Raw genomic sequence first — 20743 nt, forward strand, 5'->3', positions numbered from 1 at the left:
TACGCATACGTTTGAAAAACCTTTGGAGTTGCACGATTGAACAGAAATGCTGATCCATGTAGTAGGGTCCATATTGTCGAGACGCTGATAGGGATCTTTGCAGTCAACCATGACAACGATATCATCGAACGTATCCTCTACCCTCGGGACGCAAAGCAGGTCAACGCAGCTCTCGAGAGGCATGCCTCAGGAGAGCCCTCCAGAGAGATGTCTGAGATGCTTGAGAAGCTTACTCAGATGGGCTTCAAGACGGTGATCCTATCAAATGAGCCCTTAGCTTACGCCCTGAGAGGCACCGGGATGAACGTCGAGGTCATAAAGGGATCTGAGCCCGAATCCTTCATCAGAGAGAACATAGAGAGCATCGCAGTTGACTTTAGGGCAGTTGCGAACAGGAGCCAGTATTACGCGCTTAGCCGGGAGGTCTCCGTCCTTAGGACTATGCAAAATGTGCGAAGGGCCCAGTCGGAGCGAGGGTCAACAACTATCCACACAGTGCAGCTCCTCAATGAGCTTGATAAGTCCTTGAACGTGCTCTCAGGAAAGCTCCGAGAGTGGTACGGTCTCCACTTCCCTGAGCTAAACCGTGTAATTAATGATCATGAAATCTACGCTCTACTAGTTGATAGACTCGGGAACAGATCCCGCTTCTCACCCGAGAGGTTGGGAGAGCTCGAGCTGGGGCATAGTGTAAATGAGATTCTTTCCGCAGGAAAGAATTCCATGGGAGCATCCCTAGTCGCTGAGGATGAGAATCACCTTAGGGGTCTTGCCTCCAACCTTATCTCTCTTTACTCCTATAGATCGTCCTTGGAAACGCTCATCAAACAAATCGCTGAGGAAACTGTCCCAAACCTCTCCGAAGTGGCCGGCTCCGTGCTCGCTGCGAAGCTCATAGAAAAAGCTGGGGGGCTCAAAAAGCTCGCGATGATGCCCTCAAGTAGGGTGCAGGTCATAGGGGCCGAGAAGGCTCTATTCCGATCAAAAAAGACCGGAGCCAATCCTCCAAAGCACGGTCTCATTTTCCAGCATCCCTACATCCACGCCAAGCCCCGCAAACTTAGGGGTAAGGCGGCCAGGACCCTAGCTGCTAAGCTCTCCCTAGCAGCTAGGGCTGATGCCTTTTCGGGGAACCTCATAGGGACCGAGTTAAGAAGGCAGCTGGATGAAGGGTCAGAACCACGGGATACAGAGTGAGTGCGCGCGTATCAAGTCTTCCGGGTGTCATAAACTTCAATCTACCTCTTCGGCTTGGTTAACTGAATCAAAAAAGTTAAGACATTCTACTCTGCGCTTGATTTTCCGAGCTCCTTCTTACCTATGTTTATGGCACCGATTTTGAGTTCGGTGAGGCAGCTTCGTTTGGTCACCTCAGCCACATCGAAGGCGCTGGTTGTGGCTTTCCATTTGACCATGATTCTGATATTGTCTGATTCGGAGAGGTAGATGACCGCAGCCGTCATATACGTTAGATAGGCTTCGAATCCACGTAGACTCTTTTCCCTTTAGGCATTTCAAACCGTTTAGTGGATTCGTTACATATACTCCGAATATACTGAAGGGAAATTTGCGCATGGAAACCCCGAAAAACAATTGTTGAACCTTTATACAGTTAAGTATAAATCCAATGATCATAGATTACAAATATAACTTATAAAAAAGTCTCATTGGGTGTGGATGGGTTGACGACGCTATCAGAGGCCTTTCAGAAGAAGCTTAACAGGAAAGATTGCCCATATCTCCACGACTGCGGCATTTACATCACCGGCGACTTCTTCAGAAGGATATGCAACAGCCCTTCCTACCTCAACTGTCATCACTTTGCGAAGAGGGTGGGGGAGCTCAGACCACCCATGGCGTGGCTCCAAAAGCTCGCGGTTGACCAGGCCAAGATTATGGAGCAGCAGGTAGAGGCCGAGGCCTGAACTGGCAAGGAAATCATATTTTACCAAGCAGACACATCACAATGGCTGATTTGAGTCTCAGACGCATATTCCCTGGGATCTATAGGCTAGAAGGTGAGACAGGGAGTGCTCTCGCCACGCTAAACCTGACCCCTAGCAGGAGGTTCTATGGTGAGCAGCTCATTACATTCAAAGGAAATGAGTACCGAAAATGGACCCCTTTCAGGAGCAAGCTAGCTGCGGGCATCGTCAAAGGCCTAAAGGAAATACCATTATCTCTTGGGGACAATGTGCTGTATCTTGGCGTGGCCTCTGGGACCACATGCTCTCATATCTCAGACATCATCGGAGTCGATGGCCACGTCTGGGGGGTAGACTTCGCGCCCCGCCCCATTAGAGACCTCGTGGAGGGCCTGGCCAAGCACAGGGAGAACGTCTCCCCTATCCTCGGGGATGCCAGGCTACCCAGAACCTATGCCCTCATCGTTCCAAGGGTCGACGGGATCTACGCGGACATCGCCCAGCCAGATCAGGGGAGAATCGTAGTGGAGAACGCTCAGGTATTTCTAAAGTCGGGGGGCTGGGTAGTTATGGCAATAAAGTCTAGGAGTATAGACGCGACAAAGGACCCCCTTATAATATACCGAGCTGAGATCAAAAAGCTTACGGCAGGGGGTTTTGATATCATTGAGTCTTTGGAACTTGACCCCTTTGAGAAGGATCATGCGTTGGTAATAGCGATGTTCAAGCCCTAGCCCTGGTAAGTATATTTCTTGATGGTCTTCCAGGAGCCTCTCATATAAGGAGGCGGCTGGTCGTTTTCTTTGAACCATGCCTCTATAAAGGCCACAGTTTTAGGATCACTAGGGTATCCCGAGCCAAAGTCCCCATGGATTTCTCTAAGGTCCGAGACTAGGAGATCTCGCCTCACTTTAGCCAGGATAGACGCCGCGGATACAACCGGATAGTTGACGTCAGCCTTCTTTTCACAGACTATATGAGGCCTCCAGCCTAGAACCTTCAAAATATCTTCCCTAAATCTGTCGGGGAGCACGTCCGCGGTGTCCACGTAGACCTCGTCTGGGTGGAGGTCTCTGATCGCTTTTGCCATAGCAATCGCCTCAAGATAGTTTAGCTTCCTGAGCTTCAGACCGCGGTTTACCACCTTATCGATTACCCAGGGCTGAAGCACGAAGTATGAGTGCCCTTCTGAGACCTCCTTGATTTCTGCTTCTAGGGAGTCCCTCCTCCTAGCTGATAGAGCCTTGGAGTCTCTCACCCCCATAGAGAATAGGGAATCTACTGCAGGCCCTTGGAAGCTCACTGCCGCAACGACGAGGGGGCCTATGGCTGGGCCCCGCCCAGCTTCGTCAACGCCGGCGATAACAACCATGATGGTTTCAAAGCATCATCGATGTAAAGAATATTAAATGTGTGACCTTCTCTTTCAGATGCAACCCCGCGCGCGAACTCTATGACTTTACCTTGGTGGCTTTTTTTTAGACTAGTTTACATGCATGAATCAGACCCATAAACTATAGAACCTCAAAAAGTCGTCGGAAGAGCGATCCCTCGTAGAATCAGACGAATCCCCGCCCATTATCCTTAAGTTCCGCGTGCGTGAAAATCGTTTCCCAGGGTCGACGCCCCTGGGGAATATTATAATGTCCGCAGGATCTTCCCTGCTCGCGCTCGGCATGGTTTTGAAATTGGCTTCTGAGAATGGGTTCCTAGTCCTCGAAAAACCTGGTAAGGTCCATCTCTTTTTCGGGATTTCCTTCTACATAGGGAAGGACTCCCTCGGTCATGAGGAGCTTTCTCTTATTGGTTATCTTCTCAGTCTCGAATCCACCCCCGAATCCCCCTATTCCCCCATTGGATAAGATGACTCTGTGGCATGGTATCACGATGCCGCATGGGTTGGCCCCCACGGCATTCCCAACGGCCCTCACCGCCTTGGGCTTACCGATGGCCTCGGCCAGCCGTTTGTAGGATGAGAGCTTTCCGTGAGGTATCCCCTGAATGGCACGCCAGACCTCCATCTGGAACTCCGTGCCCCTTAGGTCCAAAAGTAAGTCGAAATCCACCGGTTTCCCGTCGGCCCATTTTCTGAGCTGCTTCTCGAGGGCTTTAAAAACGGTGGGGTCCTCGATGTAATTCCCGGGAATCTTCCGGGTCATCTCTGAGATGAAGCCGTCTTTCTTGCAGTTAGTGTGGACCTGCACTACCCCTTTCTTTGTTTTGGCGACCCAGACGGTGCCGACGGAGGTCTTGATCCCGGCGAAATAGATTCTCTCCAAGTGTCAATCATCCTTTTATCCAGAGTTGATTCCAGTGAAGTGGGGGAGCATATATCTAACCTATTAAAAAATCGTGTTGTCTTCATCCTCATCCACATGACATAAGCTGATAATAGGACTCCTGCTTCCTCTTCACCATGTTCTCCTCAAAAGCGTTGAAGAGATATAGAGAGGTGATCCCAGGGATATCATCACGGGGAACGTATTACCAAGGCGTAAAAGGTTCCAGGTAGTTTAGGCAATGTGTGTATCCTCTTGCTGTCCAGACCGCGATTAATGCTGGGGGGATTCGACTTGGAAACCTGATCTTTGGCCCGCCCGAGGATATATTTAGAGTCGGATATAGTCTATATATTATATAGAAATTAGCTTTTTATTCTATAACTCAGCGATTTAAGGGATACACTTGAGGCCTGTTTCTAGGGGGATATCCCCCTATATAATTCGATACATTGGTGTATTTTCTTTATTGGTGGCTGCTATGCAACTCCCAAACCAAGCCCATGGATGTGCATAGTGGATGTCCAGGAGAGGTTTGGACTTGGACGAAGTTCCTATCCCCTCCAGCAGGAAGGTGCGTCTCCTTATTGTCCTGGTTTTCGGTATCTTTCTCTTCATCTCCTCCTTAGAGGGGGTAAAGAGCGGTTTCAAGCTCATCTTCTTCGAGTGGCAGAAGAGTATCCTCACAATGATCACGGACAACACTGCCCCTCTCACGGGGCTTGCAATTGGGATCCTGAGCACAGCCTTGGTCCAGAGCAGTAGCGCCGTGATAGCAGCGACTATGGTATCTATGTCTGGAATGGTGGCGAGCGGCCTCCCCATGGTGGACGCCATGAGGTTCGGGGTCCCCATGGTGCTGGGCGCAAACATCGGGACCACGGTTACCAATACCATCGTGATCTTCGGTGTGAGGCGGGGGATGACCATGAATGAGTTCGGGGACACCATCCCTGGGGTCATCGTCGACGACGTCTACGAGGCCCTTACCATTGGTATCTTTTTCATTTTAGAGATGACCACGGGGGCTATCAGTAAGACCACACTCAGGATTGGCGAATATCTCTCAAGCTCCCTGGGGCTTAAAGCGGTCCTTGCCTCCTTCGACAAGACCATCATCGACATCGTCATCAAGGAGCCTTTAATCAATCCCCTGAAAAACCTCATTGTGGATTTTACAGGGCAGAGAATCGGTGGTGTTGTCCTGTTCGTCTTCTGGTTCCTGACCATCATTTTCTCCATGGGGCTCATTACCAAGGGTCTTGAGAACCTTATTCAGACGGACTGGGAGGAAAAGATTAAGATGGCCTTCAATAGCCCCGCGAGGAGCTTCTTTACAGGATTCTCTATCACCTGGCTTGTGGGTAGTAGTAGCATTGGGACCTCCTTGATCATTCCTTTCTTGGCGACGAAGGTGGTAGATCTCAAGAAGGCTTACCCATACCTGTGTGGGTGCAATATGGGGACCACAGTGGATCTATCCCAGATCTACGGATACCTCGCTGGGGGGATGGTGGGGGTAATGCTAGGGTTGGCCCACGTTATGCTCAACATAGTTGCTCTGTTGCTATGGCTGGTGTCTCCTTTGCGCTTTGTTCCCGTGAGGATCGCAGAGTGGATAGGGGCTATTATCCAGACCAATGAGAACGCCGCTATTAGACTCGTTATCTGGGTCATTGTACTATTCTTCCTGCTTCCCATTGTGCTCATCTATATCGTGTGATGAATCTGAAATAATGGTCAAAGCTTTTATTGTAGACGGGAAAACGAGGAGAACTGAGTATGAGTGAACGCCTGAGAAGATGGTTCGGAGACTATAGGAACCAGATAGTCCTAGATATGGTCAGGGAACACCTGACTCTCACCAAGAACGCTGTCTACTCCCTGTACGAAATGGTGAGCGCCGCGGGTGTTGACTCTTCCAGCAAGAAGACGATCTACAATAAGGTGTCGGACTTCGAGAAGAGGGCGGATGAGCTTCGCAGGGGAATGATCGTAAGACTCACTGAGAGAGACATTTTTCCCTCAGAGCGGGAGGATCTTATGGAGTTAGTGAGGTCCGTGGACTGGGTAGCTGACTGGTCCAGGGAGGCGGGGAGGATCTTGCTCATCATCCCTTTCGATAAGTCCCCCGAGGAGGTGAGACAAAAGGCCCTTGAGATGAGCAAGGGCCTCATCACGAGCGTAGACATTCTGGCGGAATGCATTAGCATCCTGTCTGAGGATGGACTCAAAGCCATAGCCCTAGCGGACCAGGTCGAGCTCCTCGAGGAGGACATTGACGATCTCTACAGCCAGGCAAGAATAAGTATTGCCACCCTGGAGTTTCCAGACTTTAGCCGCGGCGCGTTGTTACTCCTCAACGAGTTTTTCGACGCCCTTGAAACGGTGGCTGATTGGTGCGAAAACACCGTTGATGTCGTTCGTGCAATTGCTGTGAGGATCCAGTAAGCCTTAGGGTTTTATCACTTATTGTTACAAGTTGTGGGATGTCTCTTATTCTTCTCGCTAAACCAATAGGCCTATTTAAGCGCCAACCGTAATATACTCTGGTCTTCATCATCGCCATCCTCAGTATCTTCTCTAGAACTTCCTCAGCCACTTTAATAGTGGAGACCCTAACCGAAATTATCGTTTCTTTGTCAGGGGCACAAGCAGACTGCGCGAGCAGACTAGTGATTTGATGCGTGGACCATATCCCCGACTCTGGGAGGCTGTCATTGACCTTCATCGTGATATTTCATTTTTACCTAACTTTGTAATGTTAGTGTATATCTTCTAATATTGGGATCTGAATAGGTAAATATTTAATCGATTGTTAAAATTAATAATGAGGCTGTACTGATGGACCCTGATAATGCTGTAAAGGAGGGTATTGATTGAGTCCACGTTTATCCAGCTTCCTTCAATTTAAGATTCAAAGTACAAGGAGACTATTAGGATGGATAACTCCTAAGCGGGGGGAGGACGTTCTCAAAATGGTGGAGGATCACCTTGAGCTCACCAAGAACGCTGTCAGTAGTCTCTACAAACTTGTGGAGTCGGCGAGCGAAGATGGGGAAGACACCAAGCGGCTCTATAACAGTCTATCAGCTCTCGAGATGGAGGCCGATGACCTGAGGCGTCAGATGGTGCAGGAGCTTACCAAGGGGGAGATGTTTCCTGAGGAGAGGGAGGACCTCATGGAGCTCGTCAGGGCGGTTGACTGGATCGCGGACTGGTCTAAGGAGGCTGGCAGGATACTGATCGTCATCCCCTTTAGGAAGAGCCCTCAGGCGATGAAAAAGGCCGCCCAGGATATGTGCAGGGCGAACCTAGACTGTGTCACCGTCCTTGCAAAGTGTATACACGAGCTCCACGCCAACAATCACAAGGAGGCCCTCAACCTCGCAAACCAAGTGGAACTCCTCGAGGAGGATCTGGACGAACTATACAGCATTGCCAGGGGATACTTGGCTATAATGGAGTTCACCGATTTCAGCACGGGATCCCTCATCCTGCTCAACATGTTCCTTAACGCCCTGGAGACTATAGCGGATTGGTGTGAGAACACCGCCGACATCGTGAGGGCTATAGCCGTCAGGATCCAGTAAGCAATCTCTGGCAAGAAAATATAAAAAGAAAAAGTATGCCCCTTAAGGTTTCAGGATCAATCTTCGACGATGATAGCCTGGGTGGGGCAAGCACTGACGCATGCCATGCACTGGATGCAATCCTCTTCGCGCGGAGCGAACGATTTGTCTTCATTATTATGTTCTGCTGAAGGCAGTATGTCGAAGACATTCATAGGGCAAATATCCGCACAGATGCAGTCTCCGTTACAAAGGTTTCGGTCCACGATAACTCTAACCATTTTTTACACCGCTAGTGGTCGAAGAAGAGTATTTTTCGCAGTCTTTAAATCTTTTCAATTTTTTCAATTACCCAATATAGTTTTTTCCAGGAGTATATTCGAAATAAGTGGTGATGAATTTTAAATTTCTTTTAAATACAAGCTTATTGAGCGGAGTTAAAGATATTCACCCATATAGGCTACCGATTTAATTGGATAGGTTAGAAGACTGTTGTTGGGCTTTCCACAGAAATTAAAGAATAGAGTAACGTTTCGCATCGGGGGGGAGGCAGGACAGGGGATCACCAGGGGAGGCTCTGTCCTTGGGCTGGCTCTCACCAGGGCTGGACTCAACGTCTTCGGGGCCAATGAATTTCCATCAATCGTCCGTGGTGGGCACAACTCCTACACCCTCACGGTCTCCAAGAAGGAGGTATACGCCCAGGATGACTTGATTGACATCGTCATAGCCCTTAACAAAGAGACGGCGCTCCTGAACCGTCATGAGATTCAAAAAGGGGGAGGGGTCATCTACGATGAGAACATCGATTTCGGGGAGGGGGAGTTATCTCGGGAAGGTGTTAGACTCTTCCCGATACCCCTGACAGAAATCGTCAAAGAGATCGGTGGACCTATTATCATGAGGAACTCGGTTGCCATGGGCGCCGCTATAGCCTACTTGGGACTCGACTCAGGACCCCTAGAGGGGGTGATCACTGAGGTCTTCACCGGGAGACCGAACGTGGTAGAGTCCAACGTGAGGGCAATCCGGATGGGACATAATTATGCAAGGGAGTACCACAAGTTCAACGGAGGATTGAAAGCCGAGGAGTCGAGCACCAGCCGGATAATGGTGACGGGAGGCGAGGCAATTGCCCTCGGGGCGATTGGGGCCGGATGCTCGTTCTACTCGGCTTATCCGATGACGCCAGCTAGCGGACTTCTCCACTACTTCATCTCCAAGGAACAGGAGGCTGAAATGGTTGTCCTTCAGGCTGAAAGTGAGATAGCAGCGGTCACAATGGCTGTAGGAGCCGCATACGCAGGGCTAAGGTCGATGACTGGGACATCTGGGGGAGGATTCTGCCTCATGACCGAGGGATTTGGCCTTGCCGGGGCCACCGAGACTCCCATTGTGGTCATGCTTGGGCAGCGCCCAGGCCCCAGCACTGGGATGCCCACATATACTGCTCAGGCCGACCTCCTCTTCGCGATCCACTCCTCCCATGGAGAATTCCCCAGAGTTGTCGTCGCCCCAGGTGACGTTGACGACTGCTTCACCCGCACCGTGGAGGTCTTTAACCTCGCCGAGAAATATCAAATTCCTGCTATAATCCTCGGAGACAAATATCTCTTAGAGAGCCACAAGTCTACATATCCATTTGACTCAGGAAATATTGAGATCGAGCGGGGAGGACTTATCAACAAATGGAAAGGGGAGAAGTATAAACGATACGAGATCACAGAGAGCGGAGTCTCCCCCAAGGTCATATTGGGAACTCAGGGGGCTACAATGCTTGCTAACGGGAATGAGCACGATGAATATGGGTTTACAACCGTTGATCCCGTAAGGGTAGTGGCCATGGCAGACAAACGCTTTAGGAAGAGAAGACACCTTGTTGATGATATTAACGGACTTGACCCTGTGAAGGTGTTCGGGGAGGTCGACTCCGATGTGACCCTCATAGGCTGGGGGTCCACGAAAGGGCCTACTCTTGAGGCACTCGGGCTCCTAAAGAGGGAAGGGATCAATGCGAGATTTATCCAGATTGTTTACATGGAGCCCTTTCCTGCAGAGGCGTTCAATAAAGCGATGGAGGGCCGAGGTAGATCCATGTTACTGGAGACTAACATCACAAACCAACTCGGGAGGCTCATCAGGGAGCACACTGGCCATGGGTTCGATATGACCTACGCCAAGTATAATGGGCGGCCCTTCAATCCAAGGGAGATCACCGCCGAGGCAAGGAAGTTGATTTGATGGCTTCGATACGAGAGCTAGACACCGGTCAGAAGAATTATTGGTGCCCTGGTTGCGGTAACTTTGGCCTCCTCAACGGCGTAAAGAGGGCTATCGCACGGCTCAGGCTCCGCCAGGATCAGATTACCGCGGTGACGGGGATAGGATGCCACGGAAAGACTACTAACTACTTCGCCGTCAACGGTTTTCATGTCATCCACGGCAGGGTCCTCCCCGTTGCCACCGCAATCAAGCTCGCTAACAAGGCTCAGACGGTAGTTGGCTTCGCTGGGGATGGGGACGCTTACGGGATCGGAATGGGGCACTTTCCTCATGCCGCCCGTAGGAATCCGAACATCACCCTTCTAGTTCATAACAATCTCATATACGGCCTCACCACAGGACAGACCAGCCCAACCACCACGCCTGGCCATATCACCAAAACCTCCCCGAAAGGCGCGTTTGAAGAGGCCATTAACCCCATCTCTACGGCCCTCGCAAGCAACGCCAGCTTCGTCGCCCGTGGCTATGTCGGGGAGATGGATCATCTCGTGGACCTCGTAGAGGAGGCACTTAGGTTCAGGGGCTTCGCCCTCGTGGACATTCTTCAGCCCTGTATAGCGTGGAACCGCATCAATACCTACCAATTCTATAATGAAAGGATCTACAAACTCGGGGAGAGCGGCCACGATCCCACTGACCTCCAAGTCGCCTACAAACGGGCGGAAGAATGGTCCAAACGGATTCCGATAGGGGTCTTCTACAGGGTGGAGCGCCCCACGTACGGGGATAACTTCCCTGTGCTTGCCGGGAAGCCCATGGTCCGGAAGAGACCAGACGGAGGGATAGTCTCCAAGCTGATCTCCGAGTTCACCTGATTAAGGCAAGCGCTAGACTCCTTGATAGAGCTTGTTCGGAAGTTCAGAACCTGATATGTTTGTAAAACATTTTGGCAGATCCGACGATCTGGTTTAGGTTTCCTCATCCGCTTACTGGATAGTCCGGGGTCTCCCCTTTCAGCACCTTGAGGACGCCCTCAGCCACCTGGACCGCCATTCTTTTCATGGCCTCCTCGCTGCTAGCTGCTAGATGGGGAGTGAGGACAACATTATCCATGGAAACCAAGGGGTTTCTAGGATCCAAGGGCTCCTCCGCAAAGACATCGAGCCCCGCCCCTGCAATCTTCCCGTTGTTCAACGCCGCGATAAGCGCCACTTGGTCGATGATCTGGCCCCTTGCGGTGTTTACAATATAGACGCCGTCTTTCATCGCAGCTATTCGTCTCGCGTCGATGAGGTGGTGGGTCTCCCTGGTGTAGGGGAGGCTGAGGCTAATGATGTCGCTCCGCTCGATGAGGGAATCGAGGGTAGCGTACTCGATGCAAATCTCCTGCTCTAGATCAGGCTTCCTCGTTCGGGAGTGGTACAGGAGTTCTACCTCAAAGGATTTCAGTCTCCTCGCCGTTGCAGCCCCAATCTTACCGAGACCAACGATCCCCACTGTCTTTCCCATGACTTCTATCCCCCACAGGTCACTATATTTTCTGTGCCATTCTCCTGCCCTAACAGCCTTGTCAGCACTTACTATCCGCCTAGATAGAGCGAAGAGCAAGGCGACGGCCATCTCAGCAACGGATTCGGAGAGGGCGAAGGGGGTGTTCAGAACAATTTTACCCAGGTCTTTAGCGGACTCAAGGTCGACGTGATCGCAGCCTATACCATGGACCCCCACCGCTTTCAGCAGCGGAGCGGACTCCATAAATCCCCGGGTGACTTTGATTCCTCCACGGGTGATGAGGGCGGCTGCCCATGGGGCTTCGGCCTTGAGGGTCTCCTCGTTGGAGCTTGGCGGGAGCTGAACGACCTCAACTCCCTTGCTCTCCAGGAGCTTGATGCCTGCTTTATGGATGGGCTCAGTTACTATGACTTTGTGCGCTGGCATGGGAGTCTTCCTTTGATCATTCTCACCACGGTAAAAAGGTGATCATGGCTGTAATGCCTTGACTTTCTCCGTCTGAGGCTCTCTGGGGTTTCGGACTTGCTCCTATGGATGGCCTCCCCTAGACGAATAGAAAGCACATCAAAGGCCTCAAGGAGGTCCCAAGCCCCGGCCTCAGTGTTGACCTGATCCGCCTGGCCCAGGGCCCGTCCTGTGAGTTCGTAACGGGTTTTTTCTCCCCTTAGCTGGGATCGCTAAATTCTGATGGAGACCTTAGTGATATTGGGCCTAAACCGTCTGGTTCTCTTGACGACTCGCATGAACTTTGCCTCGGCGGTTGCCCTCCCGAAAAAGTATTCCTCCGCCATCTCCATTATAGCGAACTCCAAGAACCAAAAGACCAAGTATCCCCAAATAATGTGGTCCCCGATGACGCTGATCTCGTCCCCTTGGCCAGAGGAGAGGGTGGAGATGGGCTTGGACAAGGGGCTCTCCTTTAACTAGTGTGACGTTCCCGGAGATAGATAGGATCTCTAGGGGTTTCCAAAATGAGATGAAGGACCCATTGACGTCTAATATTGGGTAATCCATGGGGAACTTCTTGCAGTTTCTTGGCCTAATTTGCTTCAGGAGACCTGCACCAGCGAGAGCAACTCTTAACGTGATCCCCTCCTCGACCGCGATTTTTTGGAGGCTGCGGAGGAGGGTGCCCTCAGGTTTAACCCTCGTGATTATGACTCAGTTAGGCTGCCCTGTTCTCACGATGTATCTGTTGGTTACACTTAATCACTTTGAATGCCTGTATTCTAGGGGATATAAAAAACGCTGATTGGGTTGGGGAAGAGATTAATAGTTTACGGTACCCTTCATAGATGTCCCTGTGGGAACTTTATTGAGCAGAGACCAACCTTCCGAAGACAAAATTGATCATAGAGCGGAGAACAGAAGGCAGGAGAAGGCCTCTGCGGAGCGCCAACATGCAAAGGGTAAGCTCACAGCGAGGGAGCGGATAACTATTCTCCTGGATGAAGGAACCTTTGTGGAGCTTGATCCCTATTTGAAGCATCGGGCCATAGCCTTTGGGATGGACAAAAGGAGGTGGCTTGGAGACGGCGTGGTCACCGGATCTGGCACCCTGGATGCGAAACTGGTCTACGTTTACTCTCAGGACTTTGGTTTTATGGGGGGGAGCCTCGGGGCGGTCCATGCAGAGAAGATTTGCCGAGTCCTTGATCTCGCCATCCGGAACGGCGCGCCAATAATCGGGTTCCATGACTCTGGGGGCGCCCGGATCCAGGAGGGGGTAGCTTCCTTAGGGGGTTATGGGGAGATCTTCAGGAGGATTGTTCGGGCCTCGGGAGTGATTCCCCAGATTGCTGTGATCGCTGGGCCCACGGCTGGTGGCGCGTCTTATTCCCCGGCCCTCATGGACTTCACCCTCATGGTGCAGGGTGTCGCGACTACATTCATCACCGGCCCTAGAGTGGTGAAGCGAGTGACTGGGGAGGATGTGGACTCTGAAACCCTAGGAGGGGCCGACGTTCATGGATCCATTTCTGGAGTGGCTTCCCTCACTCTTAGCTCAGAGGCGGAGGCGGTGGAGTCCGTCAGAGCGATCTTGAGCTATCTTCCTGCGAACAACCTCGAAGACCCGCCGCGGGGTCCATCAGTAGAGCCCTCTAGGGATGTTATGAGTGTCATCCCAGTTGAATCATGCCAGGTCTATGATACCTACCATCTTATTGAGGCCATAACAGATGCGAGGAGCTTTTTCGAGATCCAGTCTACCTACGCGACGAATGCGGTGGTGGGCTTCGGGAGGCTCGGGGGAAAAAGCATTGGGATCATCGCTTCTCAGCCCTCAGTTATGGCGCGGACCATGACCATTGACTCCTCCGATAAGATATCCCGCTTCGTGAGGCTCTGCGATGCCTTCAACCTCCCAGTTTTCACCCTCCAGAACGTTCCTGACTACATCTCCAGCTTAGACCAAGAGCACGGGGGCATCATCCGCCACGGGGCTAAAGTGATCTACGCATACTCGGATGCTACCGTTCCCAAGGTAACGGTAATCCTCGGAAAGAGCTACGGGGGCGCCTACATTGCCCTGGGGAGCAAGCATCTGGGGACCGACTTCGTTTACGCCCTGCCAGGGGCTGAGATCGCCGTCATGGAAGCTGAGGGGGCGGTGGAGATCGTCTACAGGAGGGAGATTGCGGCAGATCCCAAGAAAAGATGTGAATTTATCACAATGTATCAGGAGGAGTTCTCTAATCCCTCGCAGGCGGCGAAACTTGGGTTCATCGACGACATCATAGAGCCAGAAGAGATCAGGCCCAGAGCTATCGCTGCATTCGAATTGCTCTCAAAGAAGCGGATGAAGGTTCAGTCCCCCCGTAAGCACGGAAACATGCCGGTCTAATGCGAAAAACGATAGTTTACCGCGGACATAGATTTTTCTAGAGTCAATGGGGCCAGGGCTTATCAGCCATGGAGAGATGGCGATGTCCTAGACCGAGAATTTCTCAGTTTATTATTACATTTCACGCACGCGCGAAAATACAGAATTTGAGTCTTCTGGGAGGATATCTATCGGAAATTCGCTTTGAAAAGCAAGTCATGTTGTGAATGGTTCCCCAGCCATGAAGACCCGTGTCATCTCAGAGTAGAGCCTAGTGAACCCTAGGTTGCCCCTAGTGGAGACCGGTATGGGGTTGAACTCGACCCCGAGTCTATTGATAATCTCTATCATGTCCTGACTCATAAGCCTGTTCATTCCGGTGAGCCGATTATCGATGGCTGTCTCCAGGAGCATCGGGTCCTCCCCCCACGCCTCTAACTCCTCGAGCTCCTCACCAAGGAGGTCAGCCTTGGAGAGGACGGAGATCTGGGGCAGTTGAAACCGGGTGTTAATGGCAGAGGCTAGGAACATGCTCATCACGTAGTTCAGTGGGTCTCGGCTGAACCCTGCGTCGATGAGGTAGATCATTCCCTTCCCCTCGTCGCTGATCTCTTCGGCGATCCGGGCCCCTACATCCCTGAATGCGAACATTTCCATCTGTCCCGGGGTGTCCAGGATCGCAATATCGGGTCCAAAGTCGTCGAGGTCCGAGGAGAGCTGATCTACGATCTCCAGCATCATTTCCGAGGCTAGCATTAGTCCCCCGTTGGGGCCCAGACAGTATTCCTCCATTAGGCTTTCAACCCGGATATAGTCCCGGACATTGACGTTCGCAGAGTAGGGGAGGGATATTGCCCCGGGATCGAGGTTTACCGCCATCGCGTTCTCCCCTTGGAACTCGAGCCATCGGGTGAAGACCCCTGTAAGCTCCGATTTCCCGGAGCCGGCGGTCCCTAAGACGAATAAAAGATACATGGTATCACACGCACACTATTTTGCAAAGTCCCTGAAAATCCTGTAGGCCTCGGTGAGCCCCTTTCTCTTTTGGGGGCGCTTAAAGCCGTAGGCGCAGATGGGGCTTATCGGACCGGATAGACCTTTATCCGAGGCGATCTTAAGCCCCCTTACTACGTCCAGAAGGATGGCCCCCGCATTAGGGGCATCCACAGTGTTGAGCTTCACATCCATTGAGAATGGGGTGCCTCCAAAATAGCTCCCCTTGAACCAGAAAAAGCTCTCCCGCTTGTTACCAAGAAAGTCAACATAGTCGGTGGAGCCAGAGACTAGGGGAAAGTCATAGGGGACGCTTCCCCCGACGGCAGTTGTCTTGATGCCTCGTTTGAGTCTCCGAGTTTTCCATAGGGTATTCACCGACTCGGCTCCGCCCCCGACATCGAGTTGATAGCTCTCGTCAATTGTAGCGCCTCTGGAGTGAAGGAACTCCAAAAGCGCGATATGGGTAACAGTTGCACCAATTTGGTCTAGGAGGTCATCACCCGCGATGGGGATCTCCGCTTCTACGAATCTCTTTACCATCTCATCATCATTAACTATTGGGGAGGGCGCGGCGTTTAGGAAGGCGCATTCCGCCTCTAGGGCTGCCTCGGCGTATTGCCTAGATGCTTTCAGGGCACTCCCGGAGATAAGATTCACTAGGACGTTGGCCCCGCTCTCCCTAAGTACACCCGCGACGTCTACGGGATCCTTGCTGTACGAAGGGTCTAGTAGGCCTTCCCCGCTGTTTTCAAGGCTGTCCGCAATGATCCCCATCTGGACCACGATGCCTAAACACTTTATCTTTGTGATCTGGGGGGTCTTGTTGGGGTCACTCATGATGGCATCTGCAAGGTCTAGCCCCACTTTCCTCCTGTCGATGTCAAAGGCCGCCACGAGCTCAATGTCGTTGACTGTATAACCTCCCAATGTCTTGTGGAGAAGCCCCTGCGCCTCCCCGTTGTTGTAGTGATGAATTCCTTGGACGAGGGCCGAGCAGCAGTTGCCCACTCCTGCTAGGGCTACCTTGATCTTTGTCATTTAAGATCTCCTTCTTGAGTATGATATGGGGAGGACTCGAATATTTAACGGAGGTGCTTATCCGATGGCCCTGCTGAAGGTCTTACACATTACGATGGCGTCCTCGTTTGGGTAGTACGCCTTGACGCGCCTGATTTTACTAAAGCCCAGGCTACTGTAGAAGCCTTGGGCGCCGAAGTTGGATTCCCTAACCTCAAGGGTGACTTGTGTTACCTCGGCCTCTTGGAACCTAGCCTCGATTTCAGCCATGAGCTTGGTCCCAACCCCCCTCCTTCTTCTCCTTGGATTCACAGCGATATTGAGAATGTGTCCCATCTTTGACATGTATCTCCGGCCACTGAACATCTTCTCTCGGAGCTCTCCAACCACATATCCCAGCAGCCCCTCAGAATCCTCTGCGACAAGGAAGAGCTCTGGGGCCTTTCCGTGATTGTAAGTGAAGAAGGTGTTGGGCCAGGCATCAGTAAAGGAGACCGTCTCGATTTTGGCGGTCTCGAGGAGATCGTTCTCAGTAAATTGCCTGAGCTTTAAAGACAAATCGATCACTGTTTTAGGGTCTTGGTGCCGCCTTAAGACTTCTGAGGGCATTTAGCTATTTCGCGGAGCCCCTGATGATGGGGAACTAAGATCTCATCGGAATAGTCGATCATACTCTCTTTGAGGAGGGGGAGATCGCTTGGGTTAAAATTCACAAGGTAGTCCAAGATAGATGGCGGTGTGAAGCACGCGAAGCTGTCGCTCACCTGAGCTGTCCAATAGATTTCATGTTGGAGGCGTTAGCGTCATCAAAGGTGCCATAGTGACAGATGAATATATAATCGGACTTTTTCATATTCATATTATTTCCGTTGAATCCATTATTGAGACGGACGAGGTGCTATCCGATAAAAGTTGAGGTTAATGCTTGGTTTCTCCTGAATTTTGATGGTCATTCCAGGATGAATCTCAACCATTGCCTCAATCAGCTTATCTTCTTATAGATGAAGAGTTTTTTCTGATAGTGAGAATGAGGGCACTGAAGAGCCGACGGTGGCTACTCCTCACGTCCATAGGACTGATCCTCTTTGCAGCCTATCTTGCCTATACCAACCCGTTCCAGGTTCTTATGGAGGTGGGGCGCTTCGATGTCTGGGCCTTCACACTCGCCCTCGGAATTAACTACTTAGGGATGTTTTTCCTCGCGGCATCCTGGTACCTTGTGCTCCGGGTCTTGGGGGTAGGGGTGGGGCTCTGGGAGGCGGTGCAGGCGATGTTTTTGAGCCTCTTTGTGGTCTGGTTGATACCTATCCCTGTAGGTACCGAGGTCATTCGAGCCTATATGGTCAAGGACAAGGAGAACTCTGATTTTGGGAAGGCCATCACCTCAGTAGTGGTTCACAAGGCCTATTACAACATCAGCTTCGGACTCATCATCGCCTTTGCCTCCCTCATGGTCACTATCTTCTGGAGGGGACCAATGCCCGTAAGTCCCGGCTTTATCGCTCTCGTTATCCTCTTCGCCCTAAGTTCCAGCATAATATACGGCCTCTTTCTTAGCCCCATAACTCTGTTGACGTTCTACAGGAGGAGCCCGGCCTGGCTTAAGAGGAACCTCTTCGACAGGCTCGTAGATAATAGTCATGATGAAGAAGGGTTTCCATCCGTTGTGAGGGAGATCGAATCTGCCATAGGGATTTTGAAGAGAAATCCTCTCCAAAACTTTTTGTCGATCCTTATGGTAGCGTTCCACTGGAGCACCGGGGCGATAACTGCCTATCTTATTGCCCTGAGCCTGGGTTGGCCCATCGATTTCTGGGTTATCGTGCTTATATATGCCCTCATAGAGTTCATCCAGCAGCTAAATATATTCATCCCCGGGGGCCTAGGGATCATCGACGCGAGTCTCACTGGCGCCTTTGTAGTTCTTGGTGTTCCGCTGTCCATGGCCTCGGCAATCTCCCTCCTGACCCGTCTTGCTACTTATTGGCTGGAGCTGGTTTTGGCGGCTACAGTGAGCTTCCTTTATGGTTATCATGAGGGGTTGGGGGAGTACCTCCGTTAGTTTCCTTAATTATGAATATCGCTAGAGATTGATTTATATACTCCCAGCAACTCCGATATCACTAGAGATATAGGTGAATTTATTATGGAATGGTACATCAACACACTTATCGCATTCTGCAGCTACCTTCTCGGCATGGCCTTTGCCGGGAGTTTCCTAGGCAGGAAGTGGATGGGGAGCGCTGACGTCTACCTCCACAAGCTCTTCAAGAAAGAGGTGACCATGAGTAAGTACCTGGTTTGGAAGCACTTCTACTGTATAGACAACCCTCCAAAGCCCCGGAGCCTTACGAAACCAGTCACCCTGAGCGAGTTTATCCTTGCTAAGCTTTTCTAACCTCAGAGACGGCTCTGGAAGACTAATAAACTTCAACCAGCACCAATGAGTTGGTATGCTCCGGCTGGGTATCATCGGCTGCGGGAAAGTAACCACCATGTTCCACCTCAAATCTATCAAGGAGGTGGAGGATGTCACAGTAACGGCTGTCGCAGACTTAAACCAGAAGCGAATGGAGAACGTCCGCGGGAAGGCGGGTGCCTTGAAGGGTTACACCTCTCCTGAGGAGCTTCTGACAGACCCCGATGTAGAGGTCGTCGCCATTAACACCCCGCCCCGATTCCACGAGACCCTAGTCCTTAAAGCTATTGAGGCCGGAAAACACGCCCTGTGTGAGAAGCCATTGGCCCAGACCCTAGAGGGCTGCAAGAGGATTGGCGAGGCCCAGACTAATACGGGACTGGTGGTTCTCCCAGTTCACAACTACGCTTTTACACCCTGCCTCATCACAGCCAGGGAGCTGATCGAGAAAGGAGAGATAGGAGCCCTCCAAGAGATCGACGTCAAGTTTGACAACAACCTTTGGAGCTATGGATCCAAGACTGATTTCAGGACCAAAGTAGCCTATGGCCTCGTAGAGGATATACTCCCCCACGCCCTCTCAGTGGTCCAAGTGCTCTCAGACCCCGTTTCTGAAGTTGCCGAGGCCGAGGGCTATATGAGGAGATACCAGGTCCTGGACAACATCAGGCTCATTATGGCAACCGGAAGCGGCGTCACGGTCCGGGGGGAGATGAACTGGACCAGCCTCATCCCAGGCTTTAAGGTTAAGGTCTCAGGGGATGAAGGTACCATCCAAATCGACCTCATGAAAGCCCCTCAAGGGGGGACCTTAAAAACCGAAAGAGGAAGCAAACGTATAGGCGGGATGAACTTAGGTCAGTACCTTGACCTCATCCTACTCAAGCACCCCGCCTTTGTGGGTCAATACGAGCATCTGGTTTCCACCGTCAGGGGTGATGCGGAGCCCTTGTTCACCGTGGATGACGAGATCCTGATGATGGGTGTCCTCGAGGACGTCGTCAGGATCCTATCCAATGATGAAAAGGGGGAGAAAAAGTGATCCGCGAAAGGGTCTCTCTCGTCGAGGCGGGAGACGATATCCAGAAGGCTGTGACAAGATCTATTGATCTAATAGGCGGACTGGGGCTCAAGGGCGGCGAACGGGTTGTTGTCAAGCCCAACCTTTGCAACGCTAAGAACCCCTACGGAATGGTGACAACCGACTTCGCCATTCTGGAGGCAGTCCTCTGTCTCGTTAGAAAGGAAACTGATAACATCACCGTGGTAGAGTCTGACAACATCTCCGATACCGCGGATAATCGGGCAGCCAGATCGGGGCTCCTGGATAAGCTGGATGATCTCAGTATCAGCTTCATGAACCTCACCCGGGACGATCACGAGGTCCATGAGGTCGCGGGTAAAAAGCTCCGGCTCCCCCGGACTGTTCTTGACGCTGATTATTTTGTGAACCTCCCAAAGATCAAGACCGAGGGCCACGTCTCAGTTACCCTCAGCATAAAGAACCTTTTTGGGGTCCTTCAGAGGAGGAAGAAGAGCGTGCTCCACAGAAGGCTTAACGAGATCCTCCCATACCTTGCCAAGACCGTGAGGCATGACCTCATTGTTGTTGACGGTCTCGTAGCGATGGAGGGCAACGGGCCTATCATCGGGACACCCAGAGAGATGGGAATTGTTATTGCGGGGCGAAATCCTGTATCGGTGGACGCCTTCTGCGCGCGGTTGATGTGTTTTGATCCCTATGAGATCCTCCACATTATAAAATCTCATGAGATGGGGCTGGGTGAATTGGATCCAGAAGTTCTAGGGGACAGCTGGCAGAGATTTGTTTGCGAGTTCGATAGGCCCTACTCGTTGAAGGCCTCTTTGAAGTCTATTGGGTCCATCAAGAAAGTCTACTTCCCGGGATAAACCACCACGCGCTTAAAAAATACCGGAGACGTTGAAAGGCTTAGTCTCAACTGAAGAACCTGAGC

At 51.5% G+C, this 20743-nt stretch carries 22 protein-coding genes; 13 read left to right on the top strand and 9 right to left on the bottom strand.

What is annotated here, in order from left to right:
- Positions 1-36 precede the first annotated feature (36 nt).
- Entirely contained in the window at positions 37-1197 is a 1161-nt protein-coding gene (locus QGG23_01095; GenBank protein MDP6048033.1) for a hypothetical protein, read from the top strand.
- Between the two features lie 86 nt (positions 1198-1283).
- On the opposite strand, the gene QGG23_01100 is transcribed toward QGG23_01095, so the two are convergent.
- Complete coding sequence (locus QGG23_01100) at positions 1284-1415, bottom strand: hypothetical protein (GenBank protein ID MDP6048034.1); 132 nt, start codon at positions 1413-1415, stop codon at positions 1284-1286.
- 267 nt (positions 1416-1682) lie between these two features.
- Between QGG23_01100 and QGG23_01105 the strand changes: the two genes are divergently transcribed.
- Complete coding sequence (locus QGG23_01105; protein MDP6048035.1) at positions 1683-1925, top strand: hypothetical protein; 243 nt, start codon at positions 1683-1685, stop codon at positions 1923-1925.
- 41 nt (positions 1926-1966) lie between these two features.
- Positions 1967-2659: a fibrillarin-like rRNA/tRNA 2'-O-methyltransferase gene (locus QGG23_01110; protein MDP6048036.1), complete on the top strand. Its 693-nt coding sequence runs from the start codon at positions 1967-1969 to the stop codon at positions 2657-2659.
- On the opposite strand, the gene rnhB is transcribed toward QGG23_01110, so the two are convergent.
- Together rnhB and QGG23_01120 are read right to left on the bottom strand one after the other, a co-directional pair.
- Positions 2656-3297 carry a ribonuclease HII gene (gene rnhB / locus QGG23_01115; GenBank protein MDP6048037.1) on the bottom strand — a complete coding sequence of 214 codons (642 nt, stop codon included), beginning with the start codon at positions 3295-3297 and terminating at the stop codon, positions 2656-2658. The genes QGG23_01110 and rnhB overlap by 4 nt on opposite strands.
- Before the next feature lie 337 nt (positions 3298-3634).
- Complete coding sequence (locus QGG23_01120; GenBank protein ID MDP6048038.1) at positions 3635-4204, bottom strand: methylated-DNA--[protein]-cysteine S-methyltransferase; 570 nt, start codon at positions 4202-4204, stop codon at positions 3635-3637.
- 541 nt (positions 4205-4745) lie between these two features.
- Here QGG23_01120 and QGG23_01125 point away from each other — a divergent pair.
- The 3 genes from QGG23_01125 (at position 4746) to QGG23_01135 (ending at position 7797) form a co-directional block, all read left to right on the top strand.
- Complete coding sequence (locus QGG23_01125; GenBank protein MDP6048039.1) at positions 4746-5927, top strand: hypothetical protein; 1182 nt, start codon at positions 4746-4748, stop codon at positions 5925-5927.
- Positions 5928-5986: 59 nt separating this feature from the next.
- Positions 5987-6655 (top strand): DUF47 family protein, encoded by a 669-nt coding sequence (locus tag QGG23_01130; protein MDP6048040.1) that lies wholly within the window; start codon positions 5987-5989, stop codon positions 6653-6655.
- A gap of 428 nt (positions 6656-7083) precedes the next feature.
- Positions 7084-7797 (top strand): DUF47 family protein, encoded by a 714-nt coding sequence (locus QGG23_01135; GenBank protein ID MDP6048041.1) that lies wholly within the window; start codon positions 7084-7086, stop codon positions 7795-7797.
- Between the two features lie 56 nt (positions 7798-7853).
- Here QGG23_01135 and QGG23_01140 read toward each other — a convergent pair whose 3' ends face one another.
- The gene (locus QGG23_01140) at positions 7854-8057 is read right to left on the bottom strand and encodes a ferredoxin family protein (protein MDP6048042.1); all 204 of its coding nucleotides are present in this window, start codon (positions 8055-8057) and stop codon (positions 7854-7856) included.
- Between the two features lie 214 nt (positions 8058-8271).
- On the opposite strand from QGG23_01140, the gene QGG23_01145 reads away from it, so the two are divergent.
- The gene (locus tag QGG23_01145) at positions 8272-10017 is read left to right on the top strand and encodes a 2-oxoacid:acceptor oxidoreductase subunit alpha (GenBank protein MDP6048043.1); all 1746 of its coding nucleotides are present in this window, start codon (positions 8272-8274) and stop codon (positions 10015-10017) included.
- Entirely contained in the window at positions 10017-10874 is an 858-nt protein-coding gene (locus QGG23_01150) for a thiamine pyrophosphate-dependent enzyme (protein ID MDP6048044.1), read from the top strand. The genes QGG23_01145 and QGG23_01150 overlap by 1 nt, the downstream gene beginning before the upstream one ends.
- Positions 10875-10977: 103 nt before the next feature.
- On the opposite strand, the gene QGG23_01155 is transcribed toward QGG23_01150, so the two are convergent.
- Both QGG23_01155 and QGG23_01160 read right to left on the bottom strand, forming a co-directional pair.
- Positions 10978-11937 (bottom strand): hydroxyacid dehydrogenase, encoded by a 960-nt coding sequence (locus tag QGG23_01155; GenBank protein MDP6048045.1) that lies wholly within the window; start codon positions 11935-11937, stop codon positions 10978-10980.
- Between the two features lie 251 nt (positions 11938-12188).
- Entirely contained in the window at positions 12189-12419 is a 231-nt protein-coding gene (locus QGG23_01160; protein MDP6048046.1) for a hypothetical protein, read from the bottom strand.
- A gap of 407 nt (positions 12420-12826) precedes the next feature.
- Between QGG23_01160 and QGG23_01165 the strand changes: the two genes are divergently transcribed.
- Positions 12827-14356, top strand: coding sequence for an acyl-CoA carboxylase subunit beta (locus tag QGG23_01165; GenBank protein MDP6048047.1), 1530 nt, complete (start codon positions 12827-12829; stop codon positions 14354-14356).
- Positions 14357-14551: 195 nt separating this feature from the next.
- Here the strand turns inward: QGG23_01165 and QGG23_01170 are convergent, their stop codons facing one another.
- The 3 genes from QGG23_01170 to rimI are packed head-to-tail and all read right to left on the bottom strand — an operon-like array spanning position 14552 to position 16906.
- Complete coding sequence (locus tag QGG23_01170) at positions 14552-15310, bottom strand: ATP/GTP-binding protein (protein ID MDP6048048.1); 759 nt, start codon at positions 15308-15310, stop codon at positions 14552-14554.
- A 15-nt stretch (positions 15311-15325) separates the two neighbouring features.
- Entirely contained in the window at positions 15326-16369 is a 1044-nt protein-coding gene (locus tag QGG23_01175) for an inositol-3-phosphate synthase (GenBank protein ID MDP6048049.1), read from the bottom strand.
- 57 nt (positions 16370-16426) lie between these two features.
- Complete coding sequence (rimI, locus tag QGG23_01180) at positions 16427-16906, bottom strand: ribosomal protein S18-alanine N-acetyltransferase (protein MDP6048050.1); 480 nt, start codon at positions 16904-16906, stop codon at positions 16427-16429.
- A 469-nt stretch (positions 16907-17375) separates the two neighbouring features.
- Here rimI and QGG23_01185 point away from each other — a divergent pair, with 469 nt between their 5' ends.
- From QGG23_01185 to QGG23_01200, 4 genes are all read left to right on the top strand, one after another.
- A complete protein-coding gene (locus QGG23_01185; protein ID MDP6048051.1) occupies positions 17376-18410 on the top strand; it encodes a flippase-like domain-containing protein in 1035 nt (344 codons plus the stop codon).
- A gap of 84 nt (positions 18411-18494) precedes the next feature.
- Complete coding sequence (locus QGG23_01190) at positions 18495-18746, top strand: hypothetical protein (GenBank protein ID MDP6048052.1); 252 nt, start codon at positions 18495-18497, stop codon at positions 18744-18746.
- A 55-nt stretch (positions 18747-18801) separates the two neighbouring features.
- Positions 18802-19809 (top strand): Gfo/Idh/MocA family oxidoreductase, encoded by a 1008-nt coding sequence (locus QGG23_01195; protein ID MDP6048053.1) that lies wholly within the window; start codon positions 18802-18804, stop codon positions 19807-19809.
- The gene (locus tag QGG23_01200) at positions 19806-20678 is read left to right on the top strand and encodes a DUF362 domain-containing protein (protein ID MDP6048054.1); all 873 of its coding nucleotides are present in this window, start codon (positions 19806-19808) and stop codon (positions 20676-20678) included. Before QGG23_01195 ends, QGG23_01200 begins: the two co-directional genes overlap by 4 nt.
- Positions 20679-20743 lie beyond the last annotated feature (65 nt).

This window comes from Candidatus Bathyarchaeota archaeon, from assembly GCA_030739585.1.
Lineage (GTDB): Archaea > Thermoproteota > Bathyarchaeia > TCS64 > TCS64.